Source organism: Terriglobus aquaticus (assembly GCF_025685415.1).
Lineage (GTDB): Bacteria > Acidobacteriota > Terriglobia > Terriglobales > Acidobacteriaceae > Terriglobus > Terriglobus aquaticus.
Genome location: NZ_JAGSYB010000001.1, coordinates 1,049,196 through 1,063,510, shown reverse-complemented (window position 1 = coordinate 1,063,510; position 14,315 = coordinate 1,049,196). Strand labels below are relative to the sequence as shown.

Here is a 14,315-nt window from a genome sequence, read left to right as displayed (position 1 = left end):
GTTCTAATGGGTGCATGGGAATCGCACCAGAGCCGAACGCAGACACCGACCGGAACACATCCTGGCAAGCCGAAGCGCCCGATGCCGCGTTCACACTTCGGCCTGCGCACGAGTACACGGACGGCAAGGGTGAGACCTGGCGTATTCCTCCTGGCCTGAAGCGGGCGCTTCCCTTTTATCTGCACAAACCCTGGGCGCGTCTTGGACGGCCGTTGCGCCTGTTCGAATACATGGCGCGCAACCTGGGCCCGATCTCGCATTATCGGCTTTTCAACATCCATGTCGTGTACCTGAATGATCCGTCGTTTGTGCGCGAGGTGCTGATCAACCAGGCGGGCAGTTTTGTTCGGGAACGCACGATCAAGCGGCTGAAAATCCTGCTGGGCGAGGGCCTGCTGACCAGCGACGATCCAACGCACAAGCGGTCGCGCCGTATTGCTGCGCCTGCCTTCCATCGGCAGCGCATCGCGGCCTACGCCGAAACCATGGTCGAGAGTGCGCGAGCCGCGCGGGACCGGTGGCACGAGGGTCAGGAGATCGACATTGCGGCGACCATGATGAGTCTGTCGCTGGAGATCGTAGCGCGTACGCTGTTTGCAACGGAGGTGGACGCGGACGTTCGAGCCATCAACGATGAGACCAACGCGATCATGGCTATCTACAACTACCTGATCGCCTTTCCCAACCTGGAGGCCGTGCTGCACTGGCCCATTCCGGGTGTGACGCGGTTTCGCAAGGCACGTGCCCGGCTGGACCGCGTGATCAACCGCATCATTGCAGATACGCGAGCGCTGGGCGAGGCGAAGCTGTCCGAGCGAACCGACCTGTTGGCACTTCTGCTGCTGGCGCGGGATGAGGACGGTTCCGAGCTGAGCGATGCGCAGTTGCGCGACGAGGTCATCACGATCTTTCTCGCGGGCTACGAGACCACGGCGAACGCGTTGACCTGGACTATGTACCTGTTGACGCTGAATCCGGAAGCGGACCGCAGGATGCACGCCGAACTGCGCGAGGTGCTGGGCGAAGGCGCCGAGGCTCGCTTGCCCACGCTGAACGACTACACCCGCCTGCGGTACACGACCATGGTGCTGGCGGAGGGCATGCGGCTGTACCCGCCTGCGTGGGCGATGGGTCGCATGAACACGGAGCCAATCGAAATTGGCGGGTACCGCCTGCCGCCGGGAACGCACTGGTATCTGTCGCAGTACGTGCTGCAGCGTAGCCCGGAGCTGTACCCCGATCCGCTGCGGTTCGAGCCGCTGCGTCACACCGAAGAGGAAAAGGCGAAGCGCGACAAGTTCGCCTATTTTCCATTCGGCGGTGGCAGCCGCCAGTGCATCGGCGAGGGCTTTGCGTGGATGGAGATGGTGCTGGTGCTGGCCACTGTCGCGCAGAGATGGCGGATGGAACTGATTCCCGGGCAGACGGTCGACGTGGAGGAGAAGATCACGCTCCGGCCTCGCTATCCCATCCGTGTCAGGCTGCGAGAGCGCTAGACTTCGGCGCGGCGCTATCCTGACAGGGTGATTGTTGGCTTCGATCGGTTCCTTGGCAACGCCGTGCAGGTGGAAGGTTTGCGGCGCGCGATTGCCGCCGGGCGTCTGCCGCATTCGCTGATCCTGGCGGGGCCGCGAGGCAGCGGAAAGTACACACTGGCGCTGATGGTCACGATGGCGCTGCTGTGTGAGCGGCAGCCGCGCGTTGGGTCGAGCGGTGGTGATCTAGCGGACTTCTGCGGTGTGTGCCGCAACTGCACGCGGATTGCGGAGTCGGCCGACCTGAAAACGCGGGTTGCGGATGCCCTGGCCGCGCGCGAGGAGATGCGCGACGCCGACAAGAAGGACACCCGCATCCTGGTGCAAACACACCCATCGGTGCTCGTGATCCCGCCTGATCCGCCGCAACTGCTGATCAAACTGGGACAGGTACGAACGCTCATCGGCAGCATTTATCGCGCACCGGTGGAGGCACCGCGAAGTGTCGCTATCTTCACCGCGGCCACGTTCATGAAGGAAGCCGCGAACAGCCTGCTCAAGGTCTTGGAAGAGCCACCGGCCCATGCCCACATCGTCCTGCTTGCGGAGCACGTGGGTGAGTTGCTGCCCACGATCCGATCGCGCTGCGCGGTCACGAGGCTGGGAGCGCTGCCTGCCGAGGAACTGGAGCACCTGCTCGCGGAACGGCGCCCCGAATGGAAACCGCAACAGCGCGCGCTGGTAGCGCGGCTGGCCCAGGGTGCGGCCGGGCGGGCACTTGGCTTTGACGTGGAGGCGTACATGGCGGCCCGGGCAGATGCGATGGTGCTGCTGCGAAGCGCGACCGATGCCGGCGACCACACGGCCCTGTTTAAGATGACCGAAACGTACCGCGCGGGGGCTGAGGGGCAGGCGAAAACCACGGCTATGCTGCAGGCTCTAGCTGGGCTGCTGGAAGACATCCTTCTGCTGCAGTCGGGCGTGGGCGAGCGCGTGCAGAACGTGGACCTGATACGCGAACTGGAGCGTCTGGCGCAGGCAGTGGATTTCCGCTGGATCGAAAACGCGGTGCGCGGGCTGGACGGAGTGTATACCGGCATGCGTCGCAATCTGCTGCGGTCGCTGGCGCTGGACTCGTTTGCGGAGAGTCTCGCCGGAAGCCGCTAGCTCTGCCGGTCGTCTTCGGCGGGCATCGCGGCTTTCAGCAGGCGATCGCGCACTGCGGAACGCAGATCATCCCCGGCGCGTGCGTCAGGCAGCGGAGCCAGAATCAAAGAGCTTCCTATCCGGTCCAGCTCGCGCAGTGCGGCGTACAGCCCGTGAGCTAGTTGCGCGGTGTCGTCCCACGCGCCCCAAGAGACCTGTGGCGGATCCGTCGGGATCGCCCAATCTTGCGGTCGCAGTACGGCGACCGGCTGAGAGGCTGCGGCGATTTCTTCCAGCAGTTCCGACCTGGACTCAACCAGGCGCAACGGCGTGCGGGGAGCGTAGTGCCGGATGCCGACTCCGGGCGACGGAAGACTTTGCGGACTCCGGTTCGGTTCAGGCTGAAAGAGCTGCACGGGTACGCCGGTGACCCGCTCTACGTCTGCGGCGGAGACTGCACCCTGCCGATAGATCGTGATGGGGGTTGTGTTCGGATCGAGCACCGTCGACTCCACGCCGATGCCGGTTGGGCCGCCGTCCAGAACGGCGTCGATGCGGCCGTCGAGATCGTGAAGAACATGGGCCGCTGTCGAAGGGCTTATGTGACCGAATCGATTGGCGGAAGGGGCGGCCAGGGGCAGTTCCGCGGCGAGTATCAGCGTCTGCGCCACAGGGTGCTGCGGCCAGCGAACGCCGACCAGGGCACGCCCTGCGGTCACGCTGTCGCCGATCCCTTCAGCACGGGGCAGCAACATGGTCAACGGGCCGGGCCAGAACGCATCTGCCAGGAGTTGGGCGGTCGCGGAGATCTCTGCCGCCACCTTATTGAGCATCGCCGTGCTGGCGATGTGGACGATCAAGGGGTCCCAGTGAGGGCGGCCTTTCGCGGCGAAGATCGACCCGACTGCGGAGGCGTCCAGGGCATTTGCGGCAAGTCCATACACCGTCTCGGTTGGCATGGCCACAAGGCCGCCATTTCGCAGGAGGGTCGCGGCGATCGCAATGGACTGCGCGGAACAGTCGAGCCTCAGTGTCACATCGGACAGCATCAGCTTGAGTGTAAGGGGCGTACCGAAATAGAACTTCCCGATTGCATCGCGGAAGCGGCTGCTGAGCAGCAGACGTGCCTACAATGAGACATGGCGAAGGCCGAGGTGGAGCTGAAGTTCTGTGTGCCGCATGTGGATCGGTTGTTGCAGCGAGCGGCTGAGGTGGGCTTCCATGTGGAGACACCGCGGACCCTGGAACGCAATGCCCTGTTCGACACGCCCGGACGCGACCTGCTGCGCGAGCGCAAAATCCTGCGGATGCGGAAGTACGGAGACAAATGGGTGGTGACGCACAAACGTCCGCCGGCCGGCAACGATGACACGGCATTTGTGAAGGAGCGGCTGGAAACCGAGACAGCCGTGGAAGACGGCGAGGCGATGGGCGCGGTCTTCGTAGAGCTTGGTTTCTCGCCCATGTTCCGCTATGAGAAATTTCGTACCGAGCTGACGGACGGCGTTGGTGCGCTTGTTGTTGACGAGACACCGATCGGAACTTTTGCGGAGCTGGAAGGCGAACGCGAATGGATCGACGCCGCGCTGGAGCGCTTGCACGTGGCGCGCGAGTGGTGCTTTACCGACAGCTACGGACGCATGTTCCTTGACTGGAAAGAACGGACTCACAGTTCCGCAGAAAACATGACGTTCGAAGAGATTGAAGCAGCAAGAGAAGCGACGCCGGCCTAGTGTCGACCACATAGAACCGAAGAGGCCCGCCAAGGCGGGCCTCTTCACTTTTCCTGCCTGTGCTTAGAAAATCTGGAAGTTAACCGCGACGTTCATCAGAACGGCGATGGGCTGGCCGTTCTTGGTCGCAGGCTTGAAGCGGTACTGGCGAACGGCTTCGACCGCCTTCTCATCCAGACCCATGCCGATGGGGCGCGGCACGCGCACGTTCTGCGGATGGCCATTGGCATCGACCACCAGCGAAACGATGACCTCGCCCTGGAACTTGGCCTTGCGGGCCTCCTCAGAGAAGTCGGCATCCACCTGGTAGATCACCTGCGGAATGGAAACACCATTCTGACCGGCGCGTGGCAGACCGCCACCGATGTTGTAGCCGTTGCCGCTGCCGTAACCAGCGCCATTGCCACTGCCGATGCCCGAACCGTTACCCGTACCCATGGAGACGTTCGGCCCGGCAAGACCGTTGACCATGCCGATGTTGGGCAGGTTGCTCTTCATCTGGTTGCGTGGGTCGGCGACGATGGTCGGCTCCACCGCCAGCTTGGGCTGGATCTTTGGCGGTGCGGACGGCGGAACAATCTGCGGCTGCAAGGAGAACTTCGGTGGTGCACCCTTGGAAGCAGGCGCAATGTCGTGCTGGCCGCCACCGCCGCCAGAGCTCTGCTTGACGGCATGTGGCAGCACTGGCGGCGGAGGCGTGACGTCGTTGAAGCTGATCACCTTGTCGGGCGCCTTGGGCGGAGCGACAATCTTCTTGATCGCCTTAGCGCTGAGCCAGATGATCAGAAGGAAGGCGAGCGCGTGAACGCCGACTGCAATGGCGGTCGACATGGGATCGCGCTGGACCGCCATGGGGTCCTTGACCGCGATGGGCTTCGATTCCAGCTCGAGCGGCGGCAGCTTCTCCGGGAAGAACGCGTCGCGAAAGTTCTGAATGAGCGATTGGAAGGGATTTGCGGAAGCTTCCAGCTCTTTGGGCTGGCCCAGGTCCGGGACGTCGTTGGCGCGAAAAGCGGAGCCGGCGTCGGAGCCATAGACGAGTCCAGATGCGCGCCGCTTGCGGGCCGAGTCTTCCAGGCGGTTGTCGTCGAGTTCAGGAGGTGTGATGAGAGTATTCGCCATTGCCTCAGTTCCGGTGTGCTCCGATGTTCCAGTCCGGCGGTGCGCCGAGCTAAATCCGATGTGGGCAGTGTGATCACATGCCCTGCTCCGTGTGCGGAGTCTAGAAAAAGGCGGTCCGAATGCGCGGCGACCTCTGCCGACATTCTAGTGACATCGTGCGAGCAAAATCTTCCCGGGGTTGCGATCGTGGTTCCGGCAGACGCAACGTACCGTACTGTATTGGACGCAATGACTCACGAGTTGGTCACAATCCACCGACTCCGCAGCCCTCTTCCCTTCCACCGGACGGAAGCGGCAGCCGCATACAATAGGAAGTTGGGCGCGCCCCACCGCTGCCCTGACCCTGTGGAGCCGCAACCGAACCATGCAAGAGAACGAAACCAAGCTGGAAAGCGCCGCCGGCGTGACCGGGGCTGACATGTCCCAGGCGAAAGCGCTGAAGGACACCCTGAATCTGCCGAAAACCGCCTTTCCGATGAAGGCCAGCCTGCCCGTGAACGAGCCGGGACGGCTCGCCCAGTGGGAAAGCGCCGACTTGTACGGCCAGATCCGGCAAGCACGCGAGGGTGCGCTGAAGTACATCCTGCACGACGGTCCGCCGTATGCGAACGGGGCGATTCACCTGGGCCACGCGCTGAACAAGTGCATCAAGGACTTCGTCGTGAAGTCCAAGACGATGGCCGGATTTGACGCTCCCTATGTTCCCGGCTGGGACTGCCATGGCCTGCCGATCGAGATCAAGGTGGACGAGCAGCTTGGCCGCAAGAAGCTGGAGATGGACGCGGTCACCGTCCGCCGCGAATGCCGCGAGTACGCGCAGAAGTACGTGGACCTGCAGCGCTCGCAGTTCGTCCGCATGGGCGTGCTGGGACGTTGGAACGATCCTTATCTGACGATGAGCCACGAATACGAGGCGCGCATCCTGGAGACGTTCTATGCCTTCTTCGAGAAGGATTTCGTCTACAAGGGGCTGCGACCGGTGTACTGGTGCATGCACGACAAGACCGCGCTGGCCGAGGCCGAGGTCGAGTACGAAATGCACACGTCGCCCAGCGTGTACGTGCGGTACGCCCTGCAGAGCGATGCCGGCACGATTGCGCCGGAGCTTGCAGGCGAGCAGGTGTACGGCCTGATCTGGACGACCACGCCCTGGACGCTGCCGGCCTCACTGGCCATCGCTTTCCACCCAGAGTTCGACTACGTCGCGCTGAAGAACTCCGACGGTGCGGTGTACATCGTGGCACTTGGGCTGGTGGAGAGCGTGCGAACGGCTTGCCATCTGGAGGACGCGGTGGAGATCGCGCGCTTCAAGGGATCGGCGCTCGAGCGGCATCGCTTCCAGCATCCCTTCCTGGAACGCGAAGTACTTGGCGTGATGGCCGAGTACGTAACCACCGACGCCGGTACGGGCGGCGTTCACACGGCACCGGCACACGGCCCCGATGACTTCGCGACCGGCAAGAAGTACGCGCTGAGCCAGGTGTGCGACGTGGACGAGGCCGGCCGTCTGCGCAACGGCCTGCCTGAGTACGACAACCTGAACGTGCACAAGGCCAACCAGCCGATCATCGAGCTCTTGAAGAGCAAGGGCGCGCTTCTGGCGCAGGCGGAAATTCACCATAGCTACCCCCACTGCTGGCGTTGCCACCGGCCGGTGATCTATCGCGCGACCGAGCAGTGGTTCATCGGCATGGAGACGCCGCTGGACGGCACCACGTTCCGCCAACGTGCTCTGGACGAGATCAAGAAGGTGAAGTGGGACCCTTCATGGGGCGAAGAGCGCATCAGCAACATGATCGCGACCCGGCCGGACTGGTGCATCAGCCGGCAGCGCATCTGGGGCGTGCCAATCGCGGTGTTCCTCTGCCAGAAGTGCCATGAGCCGCTCCGCGATCCGGCGGTGAACAAGAGCATCGTCGAGCTGTTTGCGAAAGAGAGCGCCGACGCCTGGTACACGCATTCCGCCGAGCAGTTGCTGCGCGAGGGAACGGCTTGCAAGAGCTGCGGTGCGGTAGGTGACTTCCGCAAGGAGATGGACATTCTCGACGTGTGGTTCGAGAGCGGTGCGAGCTGGCACGCGGTGCTGGAAGCCGAGCCGGAGTTGCGCTTCCCTGCCGACCTATACACCGAGGGTGGCGACCAGCACCGGGGATGGTTCCACTCCTCGCTACTGAGCTCGGTCGGCATTCGGGACGAGGCGCCGTACAGGTACGTGGCTACCAGCGGGTGGACGCTGGACGAGCAGCGGCGCGCTTTTTCGAAGTCGCTGGGCAACGGCGTCGATCCAGTCAAGGTGATGAACGAGCTGGGCGGCGACATCGTCCGGCTGTGGGTCGCGTCTGTCGACTTCCGCGAAGATGTGATCGCGAGCGTTCCGCTGATGAAGCGGCTGGCCGAGGAGATCTACCGCAAGCTGCGCAACACCTTCCGCTTTCTGCTCGCCAACCTGGATGGCTTTGCACCACAAACTGATGCGGTTGCGTGGGAGCAGATGGAGGCGCTCGATCAGTACATGCTGGCACGCTGTGCTGAGGTGGTGGGTAAGGTTCGCGCGGCGTACGACGCATTCGAGTTCCACCGTGCCTACCATGCGTTGAACGAGTTCTGTAATGCAGAGCTTTCGGCGTTCTACCTCGATGTGCTGAAGGATCGTCTCTACACGCTCGCTCCCAAGGACACACGTCGGCTAAGCGCGCAGACGGCGGTGTGGAAAATTGCGGAGGCGCTGATCCGGCTCGTTGCGCCCGTGCTCAGCTTTACCGCGGATGAAGTCTGGGGCTATCTGCCGCAGGCGCAAGGCCGCGAAGCGAGCGTGCACATTGCGCAGTTCCCTGCTGCCAGCGATCTGGCGCCCGAAGCGGAAGCGGCGAAGTTGCGGGAGGATTTTGGTCAACTGCGATCAGTCCGCGAAATCGGGTTGAAGGTGCTGGAAGCGGCACGTGCCTCCAAGGCCATCGGCAAAGCACTGGAGGCGAAGCTCATCCTGCGAGTTCCCGACACTGCCATCGCGCCGTTGCTCTCCCTGTACGAACGCGATTTGCCGGAGCTGTTCGGCGTCTCGCAAGTCGAGCTGCAGGCGATTGACCCGGCTCTTGGAGCCACGGCTGTGGAAGCAGAGTTTGCTAAGGCTGAGGGGGATCGCTGCGATCGTTGCTGGCGCTACACGACGGATGTGGGTAACGAAGGCATGTATCCGACGGTCTGCGCGCGGTGTGCGGATGCGCTGGAAAAGATCGGCTTTGCTCCGTACGCGGTTGAGCAGGAGGCGGCATGATCGACGAGCGCAACCAGGAACGCGTTCTGCTGGATCCGGGCGCGACGCATGTTGAGACCGACCGCACCGGTGCGACGTACCTGGTCCAGCGCGACGCACGACCGTGGCTACTGCTGCTGAGCCTGATCGCGGTGCTCGTCGACCGCCTGACGAAGCTTTACGTTGTCGCCCACCTGCAGACCGGTCAGGCCGTCACGGTGATCCCGCACGTCTTTCGCATCACGCACGTGCTCAACTTTGGCGCAGCGTTCAGCATGTTTGCCGAGTCCGCATCGCCGGAGGCGGTGCGCTGGTCGCTGGTGGTGTTCTCCCTGGTGGCAGCGGTAATCGTATTTGCGATGCTCTGGCGCATGGGCCGAGTCTTCTCGCCGGCGGCGGTAGGGCTTGCTCTTATTCTCGGGGGAGCGATCGGCAACCTGTACGACCGCATGAAGCTGCACTACGTGATCGACTTTCTTGAGGTCCACATCGTGCACTATCACTGGCCCGATTTCAACGTGGCCGATAGCTGTATCACGGTAGGCGCGGTGCTGATTCTGATCGAACTCCTGTGGCCGAAGCAGAAGCAGACGCACATGGAAGACGCAACGGTGGTGCGCTAGGTGGCAGCGGCTGTGGAACTCGGTCTGGAAGCGAGCATGCCCGCGGACGTGAAGGCGGCTGCGCCTACAAGCATCGTCATTCGGGGCGCACGCACGCACAACCTGAAGGGTGTGGACGTCGACATTCCGCATAACGCGCTCACCGTCGTCACTGGCGTGAGCGGCAGCGGGAAAAGCTCGCTGGCGTTCGACACCGTGTATGCCGAAGGCCAGCGCCGCTATGTGGAATCGCTGAGTGCCTATGCCCGGCAGTTCCTCGAGCGGATTGAAAAGCCTGACGTGGACTTCATGGACGGCCTCGCACCCGCGATCGCGATCAAGCAGAAGAATCAAACGCGCAACCCGCGCTCCACGGTCGCAACCGCAACCGAAATCTACGACTACATGCGGCTGCTCTTCGCGCGCTGCGGAACGGTGACATGCATCCATTGCGGCGGAATCGTCAGGCGCGACACGGTGGACGAGATCGCAACGACGCTGCTCGAAATGGAGGAAGGAACGCGGGTGTATGCGCTGTTCCCCATCGAGCCGCGGCCGATCACGCTGGAGCCGATGCAGGAGTTCCTGCCGGCGTCGCCCGACGCGGAAACGCAGCCCGCACCAGCAGCCAAGCCGAAGAAGCTTGCGAACAAGAAGGCCGACAAGGCGGCTGCTGCCGCGCCAGTGCTGGACGTGAGCGAGAAGCTGAAGGCACGCCTGACCGAGCTGCGCACGCGCGGCTACAACCGGCTGTTTCAGAACGGCAACATCGTCGAGTTCTCTACGCCGGAGTCGCTGCTGGAGCTGGACTTCTCGCAGCCCATCTATGTGCTCGGCGACCGGCTCAGCGTGAGCGCGGACGTTCGCTCGCGCATCGTGGACGCGATCGAGACGGGCTATCGCGAGGCCAACGAGATCGTCTTCCAGACGGCACCCCGCGATGAGAGCGGGCCTGTGCGGCTGCGCTTTTCATCTGCGTTCGAATGCGTGCAGTGCCATCGCGCCTATCGGGAGCCGGAGCCGCGGCTGTTCAGCTTCAACAACCCATTCGGCGCATGCCCGCGCTGCCAGGGTTTCGGCAACACGATCGACTTCGACCCAAAGCTGATCGTGCCGGACGAATCGAAGACGCTGGACGAGGGTGCCATTGCACCATGGTGTACGCCGAAGTATCGCGCACACCATGGCGAGATGAAGCGCTTCGCGCAAGCCAACGGCATTCCGCTGAAGACGCCGTGGTACGATCTGACGCCCGCGCAGCAGGAGCTGTTGTGGGACGGCAAGGGCGGCTTTTCCGGCATCCGCGGCTTTTTCGCACACCTGGATACGAAGAAGTACAAGCTGCACGTGCGCGTGTTCCTGTCGAAGTATCGCGGCTACGCGCCCTGCCCGGTGTGCAAAGGTCAGCGCCTGCGTGCTGAAGCTCGCGCGGTGTTGCTGCAGGGCCGCAACATCTGCGAAGCGGCCGGCTTGACCATCACGGGCGCTCGTCAATTTTTCGATACGCTGACGTTGTCGCCGGCGCAGACGGAGATTGCAGGCAAGATCCTGGAAGAGGTGCGGCAGCGCATCAGCTTCCTGGAGCAAGTGGGCCTCGAGTACCTGACGCTCGACCGGCTTTCGTCCACGCTGAGCGGCGGTGAGTCGCAGCGCATTCAGCTTGCCACGTCGCTCGGTTCGCGGCTGGTTGGCGCGCTGTATGTTTTGGACGAGCCGAGCATCGGCCTGCACTCGCGGGATACGGCGCGGCTGGTGCGCATCATGCATGACTTGCGCGACTTGGGGAACACGATTCTAGTCGTCGAGCATGACCCGGATGTGATCACCGCCGCGGATCGTCTGATCGACCTGGGGCCGGGTGCGGGCGAACTTGGCGGCAAGTTGCTGGCAGCAGGAACGGTGCCCGAAGTCGAAGCCGATCCCAACTCGCTCACGGGTAAGTATCTTTCGGGCCGCGTGCAGATTCCAGTGCCACGCGAGCGCCGGGAGCCGGGCCGCGAGATGCTGAAACTACGTGGGGCGCGCATTCACAATCTGCGTGGCGTCGATCTGGACATCCCTCTCGGCATGCTGTGCTGCGTCACCGGAGTTAGTGGGTCCGGCAAGTCGACGATCGTGCACCAGGTGCTGTACCGGGGCTTGCAGTTCGCCCTGGGCATGGAAGGCGCGACAAGCGATGCGGAGAAGCTTTACCGCGAACTGGGCGGGACGCAGAACCTGCGCGAGGTCGTCATGGTGGACCAGTCGCCGATCGGACGAACGCCGCGTTCAAATCCGGTGACGTATCTGAAGGCGTTCGACGCAATCCGCGAGCTGTTCGCAGCACAACCGGACGCCAGGCGGAAAAGTCTGACTGCGGGCTCTTTCAGCTTCAACGTTCCCGGGGGCCGGTGCGATGTGTGCGAAGGCGACGGCACGGTCACGGTTGAAATGCAGTTTCTGGCCGATGTGGAGCTGCCCTGCGAAGAGTGTGGCGGAACCCGCTACAAAGCCGCGATCCTCGACGTGAAGTACAAGAACCGGAACATCCACGATGTTCTGAACATGACGGTCAAGGACGCGTTGCACTACTTCGCCGGACATCCCAAGATTGTCGATCGCTTGCAGGTGCTGGACGAGGTCGGCCTGGGCTACGTGCGGCTTGGGCAATCGGCAACCACACTGAGCGGCGGCGAAGCGCAACGCGTGAAGCTGGCAGCTCATCTCGCCAGCATTCGCAGCATCGGCAGCGGCAAGCCGGATGCAAAGAAGGTGGGCAGCCGCGTTCTCTACATCCTGGATGAGCCGACGACGGGACTGCACTTTGCGGATGTGGCCACGCTGCTGCAGGCCTTCCGCAAGCTGATCGACGGCGGCGGTTCCCTGCTGGTGATTGAGCACAACATGGACGTGATCAAGAGTGCCGACTGGGTCATCGACATGGGTCCGGAAGGCGGTGCCGCCGGCGGCCGCGTGGTGGCGACAGGCACTCCGGAAGAGATTGCCCGTGTGCCGGAAAGCTATACAGGCCGGTGGTTGCGCGCGTCGCTGGGCATGCCTCCGCTGGAGCAGACGGAGCGGACCGATGTTGCGGCGTAGCTTGGGTGTACTGTGCCTGGCTGTGCCGCTGAGCGCCGCGGCACAGTGGCAGTTGCCGCCGGGCACCAGTTCGTCCGCGGACGACAGCTCGCGGCAGGCGAACCCCACTTCGGGTGCGAACGGCACAATAGCGACCGCGGAAAAGCGGATGGAAGCGCAGGATTGGTCGGGTGCCATCCAGGTGCTTCGGCCGCTGGTTGTGCGCGAGCCGAACAACGCCCATGCCCAGTACGACTTGGGTTTTGCGTTGGACAACGGCGGCGACGCCGCGGGAGCGAAAGCCGCGTATGAGGCCGCAGCGAAAGCCGATCCCACACTGGTCAGCGCTCGCGTCTCTCTGGGTCTGTTGCTCGCCCGCCAAGGCGACGCGGCCGCTGCGGCACGTTGGCTGCGCGAAGCTACGGCGCTGCCCGACGAAGCCGCGTCTCGCCCTGCTCGCGCGCAGGCAGAGCGTGCCTTGGCGCGGCTGGACCTGCACTCCGCCCCGGAACATGCGCGTGACGAATTATTGGCGGCAATCCGCCTGAGCAGTGAGCAGCGAGACGATATCGAGCTTGGCGGAGAGATCGCCGAAGCGTTGCAGGACGACGCCGCGGCCGAGCAGGCGTATGCGCGTGTGCTGGCCGCAAGCCCCGCTGATCCGGACGCAACCGCTGCCTACGCGCGAGTTTCTCTGCGAGAAGGCAAGATCGATCAGGCAGACCAGGCACTGCAACGCGGGCTGGCAGGGCACCCGGACAACCCGTCGCTGCTGGCCGGGCGAGCGGACCTGCTGCTGCGCGGGAAGAAGTTCGACGAGGCGATCCCGATTCTGGAGCGGTTGCACGCTGCGGATCCGGCAAACGAGGCGACGACGCTCCTGTTGGCTCGCGCGTACGTTGCCGCGGGCACGCCGGATCGCGCGAACGAACTGTTCGCCGCGCTGCTCCGTACCGACCCGAAGAATCCGACGCTGCTGGTGGACGATGCGGACAGCCTGATCCGGCAGAAACGTTACGCTGAGGCGGCAGCGGAACTCGAGCGGGCACTGGCCCTGCAGTTCCCTACGCCAACTGCCAAAGCGAACGCCGCCGGCCGCTTAGCCTTTGCGGCCTCAGCCAGCCAGCACCCCGAGACGGTTTTGCGTGCCGTGCAAATTCGCGACGAAATTCTGCCTCCGGACGCCGCGACGACTTTCCTCTTAGCCACCGCGCATGATACGTTGCTTCACACAGCGCAAGCCGCAGAAAACTATCGCAAGTTTCTGCAGCTTGCGGGTTCGTCCTTTCCCGACGAGGTTTGGCAGGCCCAGCAACGCCTGCAGGTGCTTCGCCGAGCAAAGTAGTCCAGCCGCAAGGGAGGTCTGCGATGCACGTGATGAAGGTTCCGACACAATGGAAGCGCGTTCAAGCCGGGTTCCGGGTCGCCGTCTCGTGTACGGTGCTGGTGGGGTGCTGCGTGGCTTCCAGACCGGCCACGGCTGAGTCCGGCGTGGAAGTCGTTGATGCACATCTGTTGACCGAACTCGAGCAGCGGGCGCTCTCTGCAAACGCACGGGAGCAGGCATTTCTCTACGCCGATCTGGCGGACAAAATGAGCGTCCTCGCCGGAAAGCAGCTTGCGGACGGCGAAGTAGAAGAGGCCGAGGCCACGCTGGAGCGAATGGAAGCCTGCACGGCAAAGATGGAAAACAACCTGCAGCAGAGCAAAAGCCTCAAGAAAACCGAGCTGCTGCTGCACATGACCCATCGCCGGCTGAGCGACATGGTCCGCGCGGCAGGCATGGACGCGAAGCCGCACGTGCAATCGGCCCTGAAGCGCCTGGACGCCGCGCAGACCGCATTGCTCGCGATGATTTTCTCCAAGTAGCCATGGGCGCTCGCACGAGAGCACGGATCGCAGCGCTCGCTTGGCTTCTCGCGGCCAC

General features: G+C 63.5%; 10 protein-coding genes. 8 read left to right on the top strand and 2 right to left on the bottom strand.

Annotation, left to right across the window (positions count from 1 at the left end; genetic code table 11):
• Nucleotides 1-14 precede the first annotated feature (14 nt).
• Together OHL12_RS04490 and OHL12_RS04485 are read left to right on the top strand one after the other, a co-directional pair.
• A complete protein-coding gene (locus tag OHL12_RS04490; RefSeq protein WP_263412632.1) occupies nucleotides 15-1,496 on the top strand; it encodes a cytochrome P450 in 1,482 nt (493 codons plus the stop codon).
• A 27-nt stretch (nucleotides 1,497-1,523) separates the two neighbouring features.
• A complete protein-coding gene (locus tag OHL12_RS04485) occupies nucleotides 1,524-2,642 on the top strand; it encodes a DNA polymerase III subunit (protein WP_263412631.1) in 1,119 nt (372 codons plus the stop codon).
• On the opposite strand, the gene OHL12_RS04480 is transcribed toward OHL12_RS04485, so the two are convergent.
• The gene (locus OHL12_RS04480) at nucleotides 2,639-3,670 is read right to left on the bottom strand and encodes an L-threonylcarbamoyladenylate synthase (RefSeq protein ID WP_263412630.1); all 1,032 of its coding nucleotides are present in this window, start codon (nucleotides 3,668-3,670) and stop codon (nucleotides 2,639-2,641) included. The genes OHL12_RS04485 and OHL12_RS04480 overlap by 4 nt on opposite strands.
• A 90-nt stretch (nucleotides 3,671-3,760) precedes the next feature.
• Between OHL12_RS04480 and OHL12_RS04475 the strand changes: the two genes are divergently transcribed.
• Nucleotides 3,761-4,354: a class IV adenylate cyclase gene (locus OHL12_RS04475; RefSeq protein WP_263412629.1), complete on the top strand. Its 594-nt coding sequence runs from the start codon at nucleotides 3,761-3,763 to the stop codon at nucleotides 4,352-4,354.
• Between the two features lie 63 nt (nucleotides 4,355-4,417).
• Here OHL12_RS04475 and OHL12_RS04470 read toward each other — a convergent pair whose 3' ends face one another.
• Nucleotides 4,418-5,476, bottom strand: coding sequence for an energy transducer TonB (locus tag OHL12_RS04470; RefSeq protein WP_263412628.1), 1,059 nt, complete (start codon nucleotides 5,474-5,476; stop codon nucleotides 4,418-4,420).
• A gap of 418 nt (nucleotides 5,477-5,894) precedes the next feature.
• On the opposite strand from OHL12_RS04470, the gene ileS reads away from it, so the two are divergent.
• Genes ileS through OHL12_RS04445 form a run of 5 tightly spaced genes read left to right on the top strand, consistent with a single transcriptional unit; the run spans nucleotide 5,895 to nucleotide 14,257 of the window.
• Complete coding sequence (ileS, locus tag OHL12_RS04465) at nucleotides 5,895-8,750, top strand: isoleucine--tRNA ligase (protein WP_263415073.1); 2,856 nt, start codon at nucleotides 5,895-5,897, stop codon at nucleotides 8,748-8,750.
• On the top strand, nucleotides 8,747-9,352 hold the full coding sequence (gene lspA, locus OHL12_RS04460) for a signal peptidase II (RefSeq protein ID WP_263412627.1): 606 nt from the start codon (nucleotides 8,747-8,749) through the stop codon (nucleotides 9,350-9,352). Before ileS ends, lspA begins: the two co-directional genes overlap by 4 nt.
• Before the next feature lie 36 nt (nucleotides 9,353-9,388).
• The gene (gene uvrA, locus OHL12_RS04455) at nucleotides 9,389-12,409 is read left to right on the top strand and encodes an excinuclease ABC subunit UvrA (RefSeq protein ID WP_263415072.1); all 3,021 of its coding nucleotides are present in this window, start codon (nucleotides 9,389-9,391) and stop codon (nucleotides 12,407-12,409) included.
• Nucleotides 12,396-13,733, top strand: coding sequence for a tetratricopeptide repeat protein (locus OHL12_RS04450; RefSeq protein ID WP_263412626.1), 1,338 nt, complete (start codon nucleotides 12,396-12,398; stop codon nucleotides 13,731-13,733). The genes uvrA and OHL12_RS04450 overlap by 14 nt, the downstream gene beginning before the upstream one ends.
• Nucleotides 13,734-13,756: 23 nt before the next feature.
• Nucleotides 13,757-14,257, top strand: a complete 501-nt coding sequence (locus OHL12_RS04445; protein WP_263412625.1) for a hypothetical protein — start codon at nucleotides 13,757-13,759, stop codon at nucleotides 14,255-14,257.
• Nucleotides 14,258-14,315 lie beyond the last annotated feature (58 nt).

Coding starts and splice junctions, on each gene's coding strand:
- OHL12_RS04475 (WP_263412629.1), top strand. CDS start 3,761: ATGGCGAAGGCCGAGGTGGAGCTGAAGTTCTGTGTGCCGCATGTGGAT.
- uvrA (WP_263415072.1), top strand. CDS start 9,389: ATGCCCGCGGACGTGAAGGCGGCTGCGCCTACAAGCATCGTCATTCGG.
- OHL12_RS04450 (WP_263412626.1), top strand. CDS start 12,396: ATGTTGCGGCGTAGCTTGGGTGTACTGTGCCTGGCTGTGCCGCTGAGC.
- ileS (WP_263415073.1), top strand. CDS start 5,895: ATGTCCCAGGCGAAAGCGCTGAAGGACACCCTGAATCTGCCGAAAACC.
- OHL12_RS04445 (WP_263412625.1), top strand. CDS start 13,757: ATGCACGTGATGAAGGTTCCGACACAATGGAAGCGCGTTCAAGCCGGG.
- OHL12_RS04490 (WP_263412632.1), top strand. CDS start 15: ATGGGAATCGCACCAGAGCCGAACGCAGACACCGACCGGAACACATCC.
- OHL12_RS04470 (WP_263412628.1), bottom strand. CDS start 5,476: ATGGCGAATACTCTCATCACACCTCCTGAACTCGACGACAACCGCCTG.
- lspA (WP_263412627.1), top strand. CDS start 8,747: ATGATCGACGAGCGCAACCAGGAACGCGTTCTGCTGGATCCGGGCGCG.
- OHL12_RS04480 (WP_263412630.1), bottom strand. CDS start 3,670: ATGCTGTCCGATGTGACACTGAGGCTCGACTGTTCCGCGCAGTCCATT.